The sequence below is a fragment of the Streptococcus sp. VT 162 genome, from assembly GCA_000688775.2.
Classification (GTDB): Bacteria; Bacillota; Bacilli; order Lactobacillales; family Streptococcaceae; genus Streptococcus.
Map to the genome: position 1 here is coordinate 896796 of CP007628.2, position 18451 is coordinate 915246.

The window sequence follows — 18451 nt, forward strand, 5'->3', positions numbered from 1 at the left end:
ACAAGGGAGAAAGTATGACCATAGAATGGGAAGAATTTTTAGATCCTTACATTCAGGCTGTTGGTGAATTGAAGATTAAACTTCGGGGAATTCGCAAACAGTATCGTAAGCAAAACAAGCATTCTCCGATTGAGTTTGTAACGGGTCGTGTCAAACCGATTGAAAGTATCAAAGAAAAAATGGCTCGTCGAGGAATTACATATGCAAGTCTGGAACATGATCTGCAAGACATTGCGGGTTTACGTGTCATGGTTCAGTTTGTTGATGACGTTAAAGAGGTAGTTGAGATTCTACGTAAACGCCAAGATATGAGAGTCGTTCAGGAACGAGACTATATCACTCATCGTAAGGCTTCGGGCTATCGTTCTTATCACGTGGTTGTCGAGTACACGGTTGATACGATCAACGGAGCTAAGACGATTTTGGCGGAAATTCAAATACGGACTTTAGCCATGAATTTCTGGGCTACGATTGAACACTCGCTCAATTATAAATATCAGGGCGATTTTCCAGAAGAAATCAGGAAAAGGCTGGAAATCACGGCCAAAATAGCCTATCAACTGGATGAAGAAATGGGTAAGATTCGTGATGATATCCAGGAAGCGCAGGCTCTCTTTGATCCATTGAGCAGAAAATTAAACGATGGTGTAGGAAATAGTGACGATACAGATGAAGAATACAGGTAAACGAGTTGACCTCATAGCAAATAGAAAGCCACAAAGTCAGAAGGTCTTGCATGAGCTGAGGGAAAAACTAAAGAAACAACATTTTATACTGAACGATACCAATCCCGACATCGTCATTTCGATTGGTGGCGATGGGATGCTTTTATCTGCCTTTCACAAGTATGAGAATCAGTTAGACAAGGTTCGATTTGTAGGTGTTCATACAGGGCACTTGGGATTTTACACAGATTATCGTGATTTTGAGCTGGATCAATTGGTGACCAATCTTTTACTAGATACTGGTGCCAAAGTTTCTTATCCAGTTTTGAATGTTAAGGTAACGCTTGAAAATGGAGAGGTGAAAATCTTCCGTGCTTTAAATGAAGCCAGCATCCGTCGATCAGATCGCACCATGGTTGCGGATATCATCATTAACCATGTTCCGTTCGAGAGATTTCGTGGAGATGGAGTGACTGTTTCAACGCCGACGGGAAGTACTGCCTACAACAAGTCTTTGGGTGGAGCTGTCTTGCATCCGACCATTGAAGCCTTGCAGTTGACGGAGATAGCGAGTCTTAACAACCGAGTCTATCGTACTTTAGGATCATCGATCATTATTCCCAAAAAAGATAAGATTGAACTTTTGCCGACACGCAATGATTACCACACGATATCAGTTGATAACAGCGTCTTTTCCTTCCGTAATATCGAACGGATTGAGTATCAAATCGACCATCACAAGATTCACTTCGTAGCGACTCCAAGCCACACTAGTTTTTGGAATCGTGTTAAAGATGCCTTCATCGGCGAGGTGGATGAATGAGGTTCGAATTTATCGCAGATGACCACGTCAAAGTCAAAACTTTCCTCAAAAAACATGAGGTTTCTAAGGGACTTTTGGCTAAGATTAAGTTTCGAGGCGGGGCTATTCTGGTCAATGGCCAACCTCAAAATGCGACTTATCTCTTAGATATTGGAGACAGGGTAACTATTGACATTCCAGCTGAGGAAGGGTTTGAGAGCCTTGAAGCTATTGACCGACCACTCGATGTTCTCTATGAGGATGACCATTTTCTGGTTTTGAATAAGCCTTATGGAGTAGCTTCCATCCCCAGTGTCAATCATTCCAATACCATTGCGAATTTTATCAAGGGCTATTATGTAAAGCAAAACTATGAAAACCAGCAAGTTCACATCGTGACTAGGCTTGATAGAGATACTTCTGGTTTGATGCTTTTTGCCAAGCACGGCTACGCTCATGCACGTTTAGACAAGCAACTGCAACGAAAGTCTATCGAGAAACGCTACTTTGCTTTGGTTAAAGGAGCTGGTGTCTTGGAGTCTGAAGGGGAGATTATTGCCCCGATTGCGCGTGATGTGGACTCCATTATCACAAGACGGGTTGCCAAAGGTGGGAAATACGCTCATACGTCTTACAAAGTTGTAGCGTCTTATGGAAATATTCACCTAGTCGATATTCGCCTGCATACTGGACGAACTCATCAGATACGAGTGCATTTTTCTCATATCGGTTTTCCTCTTTTAGGAGACGATTTGTATAGTGGTAGTCTAGATGACGGTATCCAACGTCAGGCTCTGCATTGTCATTATTTATCTTTTTATCATCCCTTTCTAGAGCAAGATTTGCAACTAGAAAGCCCCTTGCCGGATGATTTCAGCAATCTTATTACTCAGTTATCAACTAATACTCTTTAAAACTTATTTGGAGTATAATTTATTTTCTTAAAGGAGAAAACTCATGGAAGTTTTTGAAAGTCTCAAAGCCAACCTGGTTGGCAAAAATGCTCGTATCGTTCTCCCTGAAGGGGAAGAACCTCGTATTCTTCAAGCGACAAAACGCTTGGTAAAAGAAACAGAAGTAATTCCTGTTTTGCTCGGAAACCCTGAAAAAATTAAAATTTATCTTGAAATCGAAGGGATCATAGATGGTTATGAAGTGATTGATCCCCAACATTATCCTCAATTTGAAGAAATGGTTGCTGCCTTGGTAGAGCGTCGTAAGGGCAAAATGACTGAAGAAGAAGCGCGCAAAGTTTTGGTTGAAGATGTCAACTACTTTGGTGTGATGCTAGTCTACTTGGGCTTGGTTGACGGTATGGTATCTGGTGCGATTCACTCAACTGCCTCAACAGTTCGCCCAGCCCTACAAATCATCAAAACTCGTCCAAATGTAACTCGTACGTCAGGTGCCTTCCTTATGGTACGTGGTACGGAACGTTATCTATTTGGAGACTGTGCCATTAACATCAATCCAGATGCAGAAGCTTTGGCTGAAATTGCGATCAATTCAGCAATCACAGCTAAAATGTTTGGTATTGAACCTAAAATTGCTATGCTAAGCTATTCTACTAAAGGTTCAGGTTTTGGTGAAAGTGTTGATAAGGTAGTGGAAGCTACAAAAATTGCTCACGACTTGCGTCCCGACCTTGAGATTGATGGTGAGTTGCAATTTGACGCTGCCTTTGTTCCTGAAACTGCAGCTCTTAAAGCTCCAGGAAGTAATGTAGCTGGTCAAGCAAATGTCTTTGTCTTCCCAGGTATCGAAGCAGGAAATATTGGGTACAAGATGGCAGAACGTCTCGGTGGTTTTGCGGCTGTCGGACCTGTTTTGCAAGGATTGAACAAACCAGTTAACGACCTTTCTCGTGGATGTAATGCAGATGATGTCTACAAGTTGACCCTTATCACAGCAGCTCAAGCAGTTCATCAATAAGATTTAGTCCTCTTTCCCATGGGAAGAGGCTTTTTAGTACTGAGAAAAGGACAGTTAGAAGCTTCTATGTTATACTAGATATATGTTAGATTTGAAAGAATACGGTATCGTCATGTGGCCGGAGGAGAAGATTATTTCTTTTCGTGAAAAACTCCTCAACTGGTATGATGAAAACAAGCGAGATTTGCCTTGGCGGAGAAGTAAAAATCCTTATCACATCTGGGTATCTGAAATCATGCTTCAGCAGACCAGAGTGGATACAGTTATTCCATACTACGAACGATTCTTGGACTGGTTTCCAACTGTTGAAAGTCTGGCGAATGCCCCTGAAGAGCGTCTGCTGAAGGCTTGGGAGGGATTGGGCTATTATTCACGAGTGCGCAATATGCAGGCTGCAGCTCAGCAGATTATGACTGACTTTGGGGGGCAATTTCCAAATACCTATGAAGGAATATCTTGCCTGAAAGGGATTGGCCCTTACACTGCGGGAGCTATTTCCAGTATCGCTTTTAATTTGCCTGAGCCAGCGGTCGATGGCAATGTCATGCGGGTTTTGGCACGCTTGTTTGAGGTTAATCATGATATCGGAGTTCCCAGCAATCGAAAGATTTTCCAAGCGATGATGGAAATCTTGATTGACCCGAAACGACCAGGTGACTTTAACCAAGCTCTGATGGATTTAGGGTCGGATATAGAGGCTCCAGTTAATCCTAGACCAGAAGAAAGCCCTGTTAAGGATTTTAGCGCAGCCTATCAGAACGGAACTATGGATGTATATCCGATTAAAGAACCCAAGAAAAAGCCCCTACCAATTTATCTCAAGGCTTTAGTTGTACGTAATGACCGTGGTCAATATCTACTTGAGAAAAACGAAAGCGAGAAACTACTAGCCGGTTTTTGGCATTTCCCCCTGATCGAAGTTGATGATTTCTCAAGTGATGACGATCAGCTAGATCTCTTTTCTCAAGTCAAAGAGGAAAGCAGAGCATTTGGACCAAGCCCTCAAGAAAACTTTGAGCAGGATTATGATTTAGAAGTGAATTGGTCTCATCAAGTATTTGACCAGGTCAAGCATGTATTTAGTCATCGGAAATGGCACATTAAAATCCTAGCTGGTCAGGTGACAGAAACAAAACAGTTTTCGGACAGAGAAATTCGTTGGGTTTCTCCTCAGGAGTTTTCTGATTATCCACTTGCGAAACCTCAACAAAAAATTTGGCAGGCTTATAAAATAAGTTTTGAAGATGAAGGCTTACAGTAGCCATTTGTGCCTTCTTTGCATTTTTTTGTTATAATAGATAGAGAAAAGGTGATAAAATGAAAAAAATATTAATTGTAGATGATGAGAAACCAATCTCAGATATTATTAAGTTTAATATGGCCAAGGAAGGTTATGAAGTTGTTACAGCTTTCAATGGTCGTGAGGCAATCGAGCTATTCGAAGCTGAGCAACCAGATATTATTATCCTCGACTTGATGCTACCTGAAATTGATGGTTTAGAAGTTGCTAAAGCTATTCGTAAGACTAGTAGCGTGCCGATTATCATGCTATCAGCTAAGGATAGCGAGTTTGACAAGGTTATTGGTTTAGAGTTAGGTGCAGACGATTATGTTACAAAACCCTTCTCAAACCGTGAGTTGCAGGCTCGTGTCAAGGCCCTACTTCGTCGTACGGATCTAGTTTCTGTGGATAGCCAAGAGTCTGATGAGAAGAAGACGCAGCCTTTACAAATTGGTGATTTGGAAATCGTTCCAGATGCTTACGTTGCTAAGAAATATGGTGAGGAATTAGATTTGACCCACCGTGAGTTTGAACTCTTGTATCACTTGGCATCTCATATTGGTCAAGTGATTACGCGTGAACACTTGCTTGAGACTGTATGGGGTTATGACTATTTTGGTGATGTTCGTACTGTGGACGTGACCATTAGACGCTTGCGTGAGAAAATAGAAGACACTCCAAGTCGTCCAGAGTACATTCTCACACGTCGTGGTGTTGGATATTATATGAGAAATAATGATTGAAGATATTAGACAAACTATTCTGACCAGCGATTTTATCTTTATCTTGATTTTACTTGGCTTTATCCTGGTGGTGACCTTGCTGTTACTGGAAAATCGTCGGGATAATATCCGTCTGAAGGAGATAAATCAAAAGGTTAAGGACTTGATTGCAGGTGATTATTCTCAAGTTTTGGACTTGCAAGGAAGTACAGAAATCACCAATATCACCAATAATCTGAACGATTTGTCAGAAGTTATTCGTTTGACCCAAGAAAATCTGGAACAAGAGAGTAAACGATTGAACAGTATTCTTTCTTACATGACAGATGGCGTTCTTGCGACCAATCGCCGTGGCCAGATTACTATGATCAACGATATGGCCAAGAAACAGCTCGGTGTGCAGAAAGAAGATGTTCTGAATAAAAGCATCCTCGAATTGCTTAAGATAGAAGATGAGTATGAGCTGCGTGACCTGATTACACAGATTCCTGAGTTGACGATTGACTCCCAGGATGTGAATGGTGAATATCTAAGCCTTCGTGTACGTTTTGCTCTGGTTCGCCGTGAGTCAGGTTTCATCTCTGGTTTGGTTGCCGTTTTACATGATACGACCGAACAGGAGAAGGAAGAGCGTGAGCGAAGACTCTTTGTTTCGAACGTGAGTCACGAGTTGCGAACTCCTTTGACAAGTGTTAAATCTTATCTTGAAGCCTTGGACGAGGGAGCTCTGTATGATCCTGTTGCTCCTGATTTTATCAAGGTTTCACTCGATGAAACCAACCGTATGATGCGGATGGTGACAGATCTCTTGCATCTCTCTCGTATTGATAATGCGTCCACTCAGTTGGATGTGGAGTTGATTAACTTTACAGCTTTTATCACCTTTATTCTCAACCGCTTTGATAAGATGAGAAGTCAGGATGACGAGAAAAAATATGAACTTGTTAGAGATTACCCAATAAACTCAGTTTGGATTGAGATTGATACCGATAAGATGACTCAGGTGATAGATAATATTCTTAACAATGCCATCAAGTACTCACCAGATGGTGGCAAAATCACTGTCAGCATGAAAACCACTGATGACCAGATGATTTTATCCATCAAAGACCAAGGTCTAGGTATTCCAAAGCAAGATTTGCCGAAGATCTTTGACCGCTTCTACCGTGTGGATCGTGCAAGAAGCCGGGCTCAAGGTGGAACTGGGCTAGGTCTAGCCATCGCCAAAGAAATCATCAAACAACACAATGGCTTTATATGGGCCAAAAGTGAATACGGTAAGGGATCGACCTTTACCATCGTGCTCCCTTATGATAAGGATGCCGTAAAAGAAGAAATATGGGAGGACGAAATAGAAGACTAGAATGAGTGAAAAAGGCTTTAAATACAGTATTTTAGCATCAGGATCCAGTGGAAATTCCTTTTATCTGGAAACCCCAAAAAAGAAAATCCTAATAGATGCGGGCTTGTCTGGTAAGAAAATTACAAGTCTGCTAGCTGAAATCAATCGCAAACCTGAAGATCTGGATGCGATTTTGATTACGCATGAGCATTCAGACCATATCCATGGGGTCGGTGTCTTGGCTCGTAAATATGGCATGGATCTTTACGCCAATGAAAAGACCTGGCAGGCTATGGAAAATAGTAAGTATCTTGGCAAGGTTGATTCTTCGCAAAAGCATATCTTTGAAATGGGCAAAATCAAAACCTTTGGTGATATCGACATTGAAAGTTTTGGTGTTAGTCATGATGCGGCAGCGCCACAGTTTTACCGCTTTATGAAAGACGACAAGAGCTTCGTCATGCTGACCGATACAGGTTATGTTAGTGATCGTATGGCTGGAATAGTCGAAAATGCAGACGGTTACCTCATCGAGTCCAATCACGATGTAGAGATTTTGCGAGCAGGATCTTATGCTTGGCGACTCAAACAGCGTATCCTATCTGATCTCGGTCACCTTTCTAACGAAGACGGTGCTGAGGCTATGATTCGTGCAATGGGAAATCGGACTAAGAAAATCTATCTTGGGCATTTATCCAAAGAGAACAATATTAAGGAGCTGGCTCATATGACTATGGTCAACCAGCTAGCACAAGCTGATCTGGGAGTAGGAGTAGACTTTAAGGTTTATGATACCTCACCAGATACCGCAACACAATTAACAGATATATAAAAAAGAAGGCGAGTGCCTTCTTTTGTTTTGTACTTTGTCAGGGTTTTAGTGTGGTATAATAATAAAAATAACTAAAGGAGCAGCAGTGTGAAGAGAAAATGGTTATTAAAGGATTACTATGACACAACGATTATCATACTTGCATTGATATCTGTTGTCCTTGTTTTGCTTGGATTTGCTGAGATGATTGATTTGGATAATCCACCCTATAGTATTATTGACTTACTACTTTGGTTTATCTTTGTGGTAGATTATGGTTGGCGCTTCTTCTCAAGTAAAGAAAAATGGAGATTTGTACTTGAAAATATCTTCGACTTGCTAGCTATCCTTCCTTTGAATGCTATTTTTACAGTATTTCGCTTAGGGCGTATCTTCCGCTTAGCAAGGCTGACAAAATTACTGAAACTAACTCGTCTTTTAAGAGTCGTTGGATTGACTGGCAAGTTGGAAAAGAAAGTTGGAAAACTCTTACGAACAAATGGCTTACTTTATATTTTATATCTCAATTCCTTTATTGTACTGGTAGGTAGTTCAATTTTATCTGTTGTTGAAGAAAAATCATTCTCAGATAGTCTTTGGTGGGCGCTTGTAACTGTAACAACTGTTGGTTATGGAGATATTGTTCCTTCATCGATTTTTGGGAAGTGGTTAGCTGTTTTACTAATGCTTGTTGGTATTGGCACAATAGGGATGTTAACGAGTGCCTTGACAAACTTTTTTGTAAAGGATAATCCAGATGAGCAGATAAAACTTGATAACCTCCAAGACGAATTACGGAGTCAAAGGATCTTACTAGAGAAACAATCAGAAAAGATAGAAGAACTGCATAGAATGATACAAGACTTGCTTGAAAAAAAGTAATTTAGACCATACAAAAACCACTCGACGAGTGGCTTTTTTACAATCCAGCAAATTCCTTGATTTCTTGTGCGGACATGGAAGAGTCGCAACGGACATTGATTTGGCCATCTACAATATGAACAAAACCTGGCACAGTTGGGATTCCATAACGTGAGCGGAATTCTTGCAATTCATTAAGTTGGCTTGGTTCTTCACTGTTGATGAAGTAGATGTGAGCTTTGGTTTCAGCTACGACACCTGCCAATGTGCCTGCAAATTTACGGCAGTAAGGGCAAGTTTTGCGACCAATAAAGAAGGTAGCTGTTTCTTTATTATCAAGTGCTTCTTGTGCACGCGCAACTGTAGTGACTTCAAGGTCTTTGATGTTTTCTAAAAATTGTTCCATGAGATTACCTCGCTTTCATTGATAAGTCTAGTATGCCATAAAGTTTCTAAAAATGCTCAGATTTGATACGAAAAAAGATGAGATTGGTTGGTCTCATCTTTTATAATTATGTGACTATTAGTCCGTCTCGCTCCGTAAGGTGCCCTGGTGCAAACCACCCGTTAGACGGGTGGTTATGATTTTCTTATTTTACAAAGGCATTGATTTCCGCTTCGATGTTGGCAATCTTAGCTTGTGAATCTTCATTGGTTTCACCTACAACTGCAATGTAGAACTTGATTTTTGGTTCGGTACCTGAAGGGCGAACAGCAATCCATGAACCGTCAGCAAGTGTGTATTTCAAAACATCACTTGGAGGAGTTGTCAAGTTTGTAACAGTACCGTCAGCAGCAGTAGCAGTTTGAGCCTTGAAGTCTTCTACGACAGTGATAGTTGTTGCATTCCATTCTTTCGGAGCATTGCTACGGAATTTAGCCATAATCGCTTTGATTTGTTCAGCACCATCAACACCAGAAAGAGTAACAGAGATAGTCTTTTCAGCGTAGTATCCGTATTCTTTGTAGATTTCTTCGATACCATCAGCAAGTGTCAAACCACGTGAACGATAGTAGGCAGCAAGTTCAGCAACGACAAGAACAGCTTGAATAGCATCTTTATCACGTACGAATGGTTTAATCAAGTAACCGAAGCTTTCTTCAAATCCCATCATGTAGGTGTGGTTGTGTTTTTCTTCGAATTCTTGGATTTTCTCTGCGATGAATTTGAAACCAGTCAAAACGTTGAACATGGTTGCGCCGTAGCTTTCAGCAATCTTTGTTACCAAGTCAGTTGATACGATGGATTTGCAGAGAGCAGCATTTTCAGGAAGAGTACCAGCATTTTTGTGGGCTTCCAAGATGTATTTAGCCATGATAGCACCGATTTGGTTACCTGAAAGGTTGAGGTAGCTACCATCTTTTTGAAGAACTTCAACACCAACACGGTCAGCGTCGGGGTCAGTTGCCACAAGAACGTCTGCACCAACTTGACGACCAAGTTCTTCAGCAAGGGCGAAGGCTGCTTGGCTTTCTGGGTTTGGAGATTTTACAGTTGAGAAGTCTGGATCAGCAGTTGCTTGCGCTTCAACAACTTGAACTGAGTCAAATCCAGCTTGTGCAAGAGCACGGCGAGCCAACATTTCACCAGTACCATGAAGTGGTGTGTAGACAATCTTCATGTCTTTACCAAATTCTTCAATCAAGGCTGGGTTGATGTTCACATCTTTGACTTCTTTAAGGTATTCCACATCGACAGCTTCGCCAATAACTTCAATCAAGCCAGAAGCTTTTTCAGCGTCCACATCAGCAACTTCCACAGCGAATGGATTTTCTATTCCACGGATATAAGTAGTCAAAGCGTCCGCATCGTGCGGGGGCATTTGTCCACCGTCTTCACCGTAAACCTTGTAACCATTAAATGGAGCTGGGTTGTGACTGGCAGTAATCATAATACCTGCGAAACAGTTGAGGTGACGAACTGCAAATGACAGTTCTGGAGTTGGACGAAGGCTTTCAAATACGTAAGATTTGATACCGTGTTTAGCAAGAACTGCCGCAGATTCAAAGGCAAACTCAGGTGAGAAGTGACGGCTATCGTAGGCAATTGCTACACCACGTTCTTTTTCGTTTCCACCTTTTGACTCAATCAAACGAGCCAAACCCTCAGTTGCTTGACGAACAACATAGATGTTGATGCGGTTTGTACCAGCACCGATCAAACCACGCATACCAGCAGTACCAAATTCAAGATTGGTATAAAAGGCGTCTTCCTTAGTTTTTTCGTCCATATTTTCCAAATCTTGACGAAGGTAGTCTGGAAGATCAGCAAAATCGAGCCATTTTTGATAATTTTCTTGGTAAGTCATAGAGTGTCTCCTTTGTTTATTTGCTTTAATCGCTTTCATTATATCACGATTTGACATTTTAGTAAAACGTTAGCATAACTTAAAATGTAGGAAATTTACTTATGCACTTTAGCGGGAAAATGGTGGGTACCATGCTTACTTATACTAAGTTAGGGATGAATATCAATTATCTAATTTTTAAAAATATTAAAAGTTATAGTATTTTTGTGGGATTTTAAATAAAATAAATCGTAAATATTGTTATATTCTATTCTTTTTATAAAGAATCCTTTAATGTATCAAATGAACATATAGAAAAATTTAAGTTAAAACTCTATAAATTTAAGATATTTTGAAAATATCTGGTTTCTGTTTTGATTTTTATTCTGCGTATGGTAAAATATAGTAAATCATTAAAGGAGAATCCATTATGAAAAAAATTCTTAAGCATTCTGCCTTGCTTTTATCAGCTTTAGCACTGGTTGCCTGTGGAGCTTCTAAGAAAGCAAGCGACAATGGTACAGCTTCAAACTCTAACTTTGAGGTTTCTGTAAAAGACGGTATGTATGTATTGCCTAAAGATGAGGATTCATCATCAACATACCTTGCACTTCAAGTCGAAATCAAGAACAATCGCGATAAACAGTTTAGTTTTACTAGCCAAGATATCACGCTTTATAATGAAAAAGATGAAAAATTACAACCAATTCAAATTTATGAAAGTGACAGTAAAACGAAATTTATGTCATATGGAGACAAACTTTCTAAAGGAAAGAGCGTTGCTGGTTATGTGGTGTATGAAGTCGACAAGAATGCTAAGTATGAACTTCACTTCGCGCCTAGCTTTTACGAGGACATCAAAGAAAATTCTAAAAAGAATAATGATGTAGCAATCAAGGTTGATCCAAGTCAGTATGAAGACAATATTGATGAAGCAAAAGATGTAATGAAAAAATATGTCGATGCTGTTTACCTTAATGGGGAAAGCTCTGGTGGTGGAACGAACCTAAGTGCTACTGACAATAAGTCGCAAGTTGTAGCACTTGCTGATGATAAAAAATCTTCTGATGACAGTGCTGAATTCACAAACGATGCGAAAGCTGATAAAGAAGAGTTTATCAAGAAATTTACAGAGTCATTCGGAAAAGGTTTCTATAACTACAAACCTTCTGATTCAGAACTTAGAACATTCGCAGATGCTTACATCAAAGCAAATGCTAAGAGAGCAAAAGTTGATTACAAGGTGAAGACATACTTGCCAGATTATGCTGTTGTTTATGTTCGACCAGAAACAATCGACTTGGATAATTTAAATGTTCATGAATTGAGCCGTAAATTCTACGAAGAAAACAAAGGCAAATATAGCAACTACTCAGAAGCTATGAAAGCTGGTGAGAAATATATTTTAGAAAATGCACCAAGTCAATTTGATTCAACTCCTCTAGATACTAGTGATAACATGAAAAAAGAGGGTTATGAAATTAAAATGACCAAGAAAGATGGTAAATGGACTATCGACACCTCTTCTAAAAACTATAGTTTGAAGGATATGGCTCGCACATTCCGTGGAGGCATTGGATACTAAGATAAAAGGTTCGGGTTTATGACTCGAACTTTTTTCATTGCAATTGTGCAAAAGAGAAAAAGATAGTAAAATAGAATCATGATTATTTTACAAGCCAATAAAATTGAACGTTCTTTTGCAGGAGATGTTCTTTTTGATAATATCAATCTGCAAGTTGATGAACGAGACCGAATTGCTCTTGTTGGGAAAAATGGTGCAGGTAAGTCTACTCTTTTAAAGATTTTGGTTGGGGAAGAGGAGCCAACTAGTGGAGAAATCAATAAGAAAAAAGATATCTCTCTGTCTTACCTAGCCCAAGATAGCCGTTTTGAGTCCGAGAATACCATTTATGATGAAATGCTCCATGTCTTTGATGACTTGCGTCGGACAGAGACACAACTGCGTCAGATGGAGTTGGAGATGGGTGAAAAGTCTGGTGAGGATTTGGATAAACTGATGGCGGATTATGATCGTTTGTCAGAGAATTTCCGTCAGGATGGTGGCTTTACTTACGAAGCTGATATTCGAGCGATTTTGAATGGATTCAAGTTTGACGAGTCTATGTGGCAGATGAAAATTGCCGAGCTTTCGGGTGGTCAAAATACCCGTCTGGCACTGGCTAAAATGCTCCTTGAAAAGCCCAATCTCTTGGTCTTGGACGAGCCAACCAACCACTTGGATATTGAAACGATTGCTTGGCTAGAGAATTACTTGGTGAACTATAGCGGCGCCCTCATTATTGTCAGTCACGACCGTTACTTTTTGGATAAGGTTGCGACGGTTACACTCGATTTGACTAAGCATTCCTTAGATCGTTATGTAGGTAATTACTCTCGCTTTGTTGAGTTAAAGGAGCAAAAGCTAGCTACTGAGGCAAAAAACTATGAAAAGCAACAGAAGGAAATCGCGGCTCTAGAAGACTTTGTCAATCGCAATCTAGTCCGAGCTTCAACGACCAAACGTGCCCAATCTCGTCGGAAACAATTGGAAAAAATGGAGCGTTTGGACAAACCTGAAACTAGTAAGAAATCAGCCAATATGACCTTCCAGTCTGAAAAAACATCGGGAAATGTTGTCCTGACAGTTGAAAATGCTGCTATTGGCTATGATGGGGAAATATTGTCAGAACCTATCAACCTAGACCTTCGTAAGATGAATGCTGTCGCGATTGTCGGACCAAATGGCATTGGGAAGTCAACCTTTATCAAGTCTATTGTGGACCAGATTCCTTTTATCAAGGGAGAGAAGCGTTTTGGTGCCAATGTTGAGGTGGGTTACTATGACCAAACCCAAAGCAAGCTGACAGCAAGTAATACGGTACTTGATGAACTCTGGAATGATTTTAAACTGACACCAGAAGTTGAAATTCGCAACCGCCTTGGTGCCTTCCTCTTCTCTGGTGATGATGTTAAGAAATCAGTAGGCATGCTCTCTGGGGGCGAGAAAGCTCGTTTGCTTCTTGCAAAACTTTCAATGGAAAACAATAACTTCTTGATTTTGGACGAGCCGACTAACCACTTGGATATTGATAGCAAGGAAGTGTTAGAAAATGCTCTGATTGATTTTGATGGAACCCTTCTTTTTGTCAGCCACGACCGTTACTTTATCAATCGTGTAGCCACTCATGTACTGGAATTGTCTGAAAATGGCTCAACCCTCTACCTTGGAGATTATGACTACTATGTTGAGAAAAAGGCTGAAATAGAAGTCAGCCAGATAGAAGATGCTTCAACTAGCAATCAAGCAAAAGAAGCAAGTCCAGCTAATGACTATCAGGCCCAGAAAGAAAGTCAGAAAGAAGCCCGTAAGCTCATGCGACAAATCGAAAATCTAGAGGCTGAAATCGAAGAGTTAGAAACTCAAAGCCAAGCCATTTCTGAACAAATGCTGGAAACCAACGATGCTGAAAAACTCATGGAATTGCAGACTGAACTGGACAAAATCAGCCATCGTCAGGAAGGAGCTATGCTTGAGTGGGAAGAATTATCAGAGCAGGTGTAAAGATGAAACATCTAGGAAAGGTATTTCGTGAATTTCGAACAAGTGGGAAGTACTCCTTGAAAGAGGCGGCAGGTGAATCATGTTCAACCTCTCAGTTATCTCGCTTCGAGCTTGGGGAGTCTGATCTAGCAGTTTCTCGTTTCTTTGAGATTTTGGATAATATTCATGTGACTATTGAAAATTTCATGGACAAGGCTAGAGATTTTCAAAATCATGAACATGTTGCCTTGATGGCACAGATTATTCCGCTTTACTACTCAAATGATATTGCAGGTTTTCAAAAGCTTCAAAAGGAACAGCTTGAGAAAGCAAAGAGTTCGACCAATCCCCTCTATTTTGAGCTGAATTGGATTCTGCTACAAGGTCTGATTTGTCAAAGAGATGCTCGTTACACGATGAGTCAGAGTGATTTGGAAAAGGTAGCAGATTATCTTTTTCAAACAGAAGAATGGACTATGTATGAGTTGATTCTTTTCGGTAATCTCTATACTTTCTACAATGTGGACTATGTGGCTCGGATTGGCAGAGAAGTCATGGAGCGGGAAGAGTACTACAAGGAAATTGGTCGTCATCGAAAACTTGTTTTGATCTTATCTCTTAACTGTTACCAGCATTGTTTGGAAAATCGATCCTTTGCGGATGCGGACTATTTTGAGGGCTATGTGGAGAAGTTGATTGGAAATGGTATCAAGCTTTATGAGCGCAATATCTTCCATTATCTCAAAGGTTTCGCCCTCTACCAGAGAGACTTGAAAGAAGAGGGTTGTAGTCAGATGCAGGAGGCTATGCTTATTTTTGATGTGCTTGGACTTCCAGAGCAAGTGGCTTACTATCAGGAACATTATGAAAAATTTGTAAATGCTTAAATTTCCCAAATAAGGGAAAAATAAAGAGACTCCTTTCAGTTTTGATACAATAGTTTCAAAATTTGAGAGGAGCTTTTTATATGAATCGACATGCAATCCAGTTGATTAGTCGTGGGGCTATTAATAAGATAGGGAATATGCTCTATGATTATGGAAATAGTGTTTGGTTAGCATCAATGGGAACAGTAGGACAGACTGTTCTTGGGATTTACCAGATTTCTGAGTTGGTTACATCGATTCTAGTCAATCCCTTTGGCGGAGTGATTTCAGACCGCTTTTCGCGTCGCAAAATTTTGATGACGACAGACTTGATTTGTGGCGTTCTCTGTCTAGCTATTTCTTTCATCAGAAATGATAGCTTGATGATTGCTGCTCTGATCTTCGCAAATATTGTTCAGGCGGTTGCCTTTGCATTTTCTCGTACAGCCAACAAAGCCATTATAACTGAGGTTGTAGAGAAAGACGAGATTGTGACCTATAATGCTCGCTTAGAGCTAGTCTTGCAGGTTGTAGGCGTTAGCTCCCCTGTACTTTCTTTCATCGTTTTACAATTTGCTAGTCTCCATATGACGCTTGTTTTAGATGCCATTAGTTTTTTCATCGCATTTATCTTAGTAGCTTTCCTCCCCAAAAAAGAGGCTAAGGAACAAGTGAAAAGGACTCTCAGCTGGAAAAATATTTTTGCTGATATGAAAGAAGGGATTCGATATATTTGGCGCCAGCAAGAAATCTTTTTCCTTTTGGTAGTCGCTTCCAGTGTTAATTTCTTTTTTGCAGCTTTTGAATTTCTCCTCCCTTTTTCAGATCGACTATACGGGGTAGAAGGAGCTTATGCAACTATTTTGACTATGGGCGCTATTGGTTCGATTATCGGAGCTCTTCTAGCTAGCAAAATAAAGGCAGGTGTTTATAATCTTTTGATTCTATTGGCCTTGACTGGAGTTGGAGTTTTTATGATGGGGTTACCATTGCCAACTTTTCTTTCCTTTTCTGGAAATTTAGTTTGTGAACTGTTTATGACGATTTTTAATATTCACTTTTTTACTCAGGTTCAAACCAAGGTTGAGGGGGAATACTTGGGAAGAGTACTAAGCACCATTTTTACCTTAGCCATCCTATTTATGCCGATTGCAAAAGGCTTTATGACGGTGCTACCAAGTGTCAATCTCTCTTCTTTTCTGATAATTGGAAGCGGGGTTGTCATCCTGTCTTGTTTCTCCCTCGTTTATGTGCGAAGTCATTTTAAAAAAGAGTTATAATTTCTCTTTTTTAGAAAATATTTCTCTACAATCCATTTTTCAGTCCTTCTCTATTGTGAGGAGGGCTTGATTTGTGGTAAAATGGGATTATGAATGAAAGAATGAATGAGTTAGTTGCCTTACTTAACCGCTATGCGACCGAGTACTATACGAGTGACAATCCCTCGGTTTCAGATAGCGAGTATGATCGCCTCTACCGAGAGTTGGTCGAATTGGAAGCTGCCTATCCAGATCAAGTTTTAGCGGACAGTCCGACCCATCGTGTTGGTGGTAAGGTTTTAGATGGTTTTGAAAAATACAGTCATCAGTATCCTCTATACAGTTTGCAGGATGCTTTTTCACGTGAAGAGTTAGAAGCTTTTGATGCGCGTGTTCGAAAGGAATTACCCCACCCGACCTATATTTGTGAGCTGAAAATCGATGGTTTGTCTATCTCGCTGACGTATGAAAAGGGGATTTTGGTTGTCGGTGCCACTCGTGGTGATGGTTCTATTGGAGAGAATATCACTGAAAATCTCAAGCGTGTCAAGAACATTCCTTTGACCTTGCCAGAAGAACTTGATATCACTGTTCGTGGAGAGTGTTACATGCCACGCGCTTCATTTGACCAGGTCAACCAAGCTCGCCAAGAAAATGGAGAGCCTGAATTTGCTAATCCTCGTAACGCAGCTGCAGGAACCCTCCGTCAGCTGGATACAGCAGTAGTGGCCAAACGCAATCTTGCGACTTTCCTCTATCAAGAAGCCAGCCCTTCTACTCGTGATAGTCAAGAAAAAGTCTTGGAGCATCTTGAACAGCTTGGTTTTGTAGTTAATCCTAAACGAATATTGGCTAAAAGTATAGATGAGATATGGGATTTCATCCAAGAAGTAGGACAAGAACGGGAGAAACTTCCTTACGATATTGATGGAGTGGTCATCAAGGTCAACGACCTAGCAGGTCAAGAAGAACTCGGCTTTACTGTTAAAGCGCCCAAGTGGGCAATCGCCTATAAATTTCCCGCTGAAGAAAAAGAAGCCCAGCTCCTTTCAGTTGACTGGACAGTAGGTCGTACGGGTGTTGTGACTCCGACTGCCAATCTAACACCTGTTCAGCTTGCTGGGACAACTGTTAGCCGTGCAACATTGCATAATGTAGATTATATCGCTGAAAAGGATATCCGAAAAGATGATACGGTAATCGTTTATAAGGCTGGAGATATCATCCCTGCTGTTTTGCGTGTTGTAGAGTCTAAACGTGTTTCTGAAGAAAAACTAGATATTCCGACTAACTGTCCGAGCTGTGACAGTCAGTTGCTTCATTTTGAAGATGAAGTGGCTCTTCGTTGTATCAATCCTCGTTGTCCTGCACAAATCATGGAAGGCTTGATTCACTTTACCTCTCGAGACGCCATGAATATTACAGGACTTGGTCCATCTATTGTTGAAAAGCTTTTTGCTGCCAATTTAGTCAAGGATGTGGCAGATATTTACCGTTTGAAAGAAGATGATTTCCTCCTTTTAGAAGGTGTCAAGGAAAAGTCTGCTTCTAAACTGTATCAGGCCATTCAAGCATCCAAGGAAAACTCTGCTGAAAAGCTCTTGTTTGGTCTGGGAATTCGCCATGTCGGAAGCAAGGCTAGCCAACTCTTGCTCCAACATTTCCACTCTATTGAAAATCTAGCCCAAGCTGATCCTGAGGAAGTAGCAAGTATCGAGAGCTTGGGTAGTGTGATTGCACAAAGCCTTCAGGCTTATTTTGCTACAGAAGGGTCGAATATTCTCTTAGACGAGTTGAAAGAAGCTGGAGTCAATCTGGACTACAAAGGACAGACAGTAGTAGCGGATGCGGCCTTGTCAGGTTTGACCGTTGTATTAACTGGAAAATTGGAACGTCTCACACGCTCAGAAGCCAAAAATAAACTCGAAAGCCTCGGTGCCAAGGTCACAGGCAGTGTATCTAAGAAAACGAATCTTGTAGTAGCAGGAGCAGATGCAGGAAGCAAGCTCCAAAAAGCACAAGAACTTGGTATCGAAGTTCGAGATGAGGCCTGGCTAGAAAGTTTGTAAAGAATAGT

The 18451-nt window shown here is 40.7% G+C and carries 16 protein-coding genes; 14 read left to right on the plus strand and 2 right to left on the minus strand.

Features of this window, described 5'->3' with window-relative positions; translation table 11 throughout:
• Positions 1-14: 14 nt before the first annotated feature.
• The 9 genes from V470_04340 (at position 15) to V470_04380 (ending at position 8438) form a co-directional block, all read left to right on the plus strand.
• Positions 15-686, plus strand: coding sequence for a GTP pyrophosphokinase (locus V470_04340; GenBank protein AHZ47663.1), 672 nt, complete (start codon positions 15-17; stop codon positions 684-686).
• On the plus strand, positions 670-1488 hold the full coding sequence (locus tag V470_04345) for an ATP-NAD kinase (GenBank protein AHZ47664.1): 819 nt from the start codon (positions 670-672) through the stop codon (positions 1486-1488). The genes V470_04340 and V470_04345 overlap by 17 nt, the downstream gene beginning before the upstream one ends.
• On the plus strand, positions 1485-2381 hold the full coding sequence (locus tag V470_04350; GenBank protein ID AHZ47665.1) for a pseudouridine synthase: 897 nt from the start codon (positions 1485-1487) through the stop codon (positions 2379-2381). The genes V470_04345 and V470_04350 overlap by 4 nt, the downstream gene beginning before the upstream one ends.
• A 43-nt stretch (positions 2382-2424) precedes the next feature.
• The gene (gene eutD / locus V470_04355; GenBank protein AHZ47666.1) at positions 2425-3399 is read left to right on the plus strand and encodes a phosphotransacetylase; all 975 of its coding nucleotides are present in this window, start codon (positions 2425-2427) and stop codon (positions 3397-3399) included.
• Between the two features lie 82 nt (positions 3400-3481).
• Entirely contained in the window at positions 3482-4660 is a 1179-nt protein-coding gene (locus V470_04360; protein AHZ47667.1) for an adenine glycosylase, read from the plus strand.
• A 56-nt stretch (positions 4661-4716) separates the two neighbouring features.
• The gene (locus V470_04365) at positions 4717-5424 is read left to right on the plus strand and encodes a PhoP family transcriptional regulator (GenBank protein ID AHZ47668.1); all 708 of its coding nucleotides are present in this window, start codon (positions 4717-4719) and stop codon (positions 5422-5424) included.
• Positions 5417-6766, plus strand: a complete 1350-nt coding sequence (locus V470_04370; protein ID AHZ47669.1) for a histidine kinase — start codon at positions 5417-5419, stop codon at positions 6764-6766. The genes V470_04365 and V470_04370 overlap by 8 nt, the downstream gene beginning before the upstream one ends.
• Before the next feature lies 1 nt (position 6767).
• Entirely contained in the window at positions 6768-7577 is an 810-nt protein-coding gene (locus V470_04375; GenBank protein AHZ47670.1) for a metallohydrolase, read from the plus strand.
• 87 nt (positions 7578-7664) lie between these two features.
• Positions 7665-8438, plus strand: a complete 774-nt coding sequence (locus V470_04380; GenBank protein AHZ47671.1) for an ion transporter — start codon at positions 7665-7667, stop codon at positions 8436-8438.
• Positions 8439-8475: 37 nt separating this feature from the next.
• Here the strand turns inward: V470_04380 and V470_04385 are convergent, their stop codons facing one another.
• Together V470_04385 and V470_04390 are read right to left on the minus strand one after the other, a co-directional pair.
• Entirely contained in the window at positions 8476-8823 is a 348-nt protein-coding gene (locus V470_04385; protein AHZ47672.1) for a bacterocin transport accessory protein, read from the minus strand.
• 184 nt (positions 8824-9007) lie between these two features.
• Positions 9008-10726 (minus strand): phosphoglucomutase, encoded by a 1719-nt coding sequence (locus V470_04390; protein AHZ47673.1) that lies wholly within the window; start codon positions 10724-10726, stop codon positions 9008-9010.
• 409 nt (positions 10727-11135) lie between these two features.
• Here V470_04390 and V470_04400 point away from each other — a divergent pair, with 409 nt between their 5' ends.
• The 5 genes from V470_04400 (at position 11136) to ligA (ending at position 18443) form a co-directional block, all read left to right on the plus strand.
• A complete protein-coding gene (locus V470_04400; protein AHZ47674.1) occupies positions 11136-12290 on the plus strand; it encodes a hypothetical protein in 1155 nt (384 codons plus the stop codon).
• Positions 12291-12368: 78 nt separating this feature from the next.
• Positions 12369-14270, plus strand: coding sequence for a multidrug ABC transporter ATP-binding protein (locus V470_04405; GenBank protein AHZ47675.1), 1902 nt, complete (start codon positions 12369-12371; stop codon positions 14268-14270).
• 2 nt (positions 14271-14272) lie between these two features.
• The gene (locus V470_04410; protein ID AHZ47676.1) at positions 14273-15136 is read left to right on the plus strand and encodes a MutR family transcriptional regulator; all 864 of its coding nucleotides are present in this window, start codon (positions 14273-14275) and stop codon (positions 15134-15136) included.
• Between the two features lie 80 nt (positions 15137-15216).
• Positions 15217-16395 carry an FMN adenylyltransferase gene (locus V470_04415; protein ID AHZ47677.1) on the plus strand — a complete coding sequence of 393 codons (1179 nt, stop codon included), beginning with the start codon at positions 15217-15219 and terminating at the stop codon, positions 16393-16395.
• A gap of 89 nt (positions 16396-16484) precedes the next feature.
• The gene (ligA, locus tag V470_04420; protein ID AHZ47678.1) at positions 16485-18443 is read left to right on the plus strand and encodes an NAD-dependent DNA ligase LigA; all 1959 of its coding nucleotides are present in this window, start codon (positions 16485-16487) and stop codon (positions 18441-18443) included.
• The last annotated feature ends 8 nt before the right edge of the window (positions 18444-18451 follow it).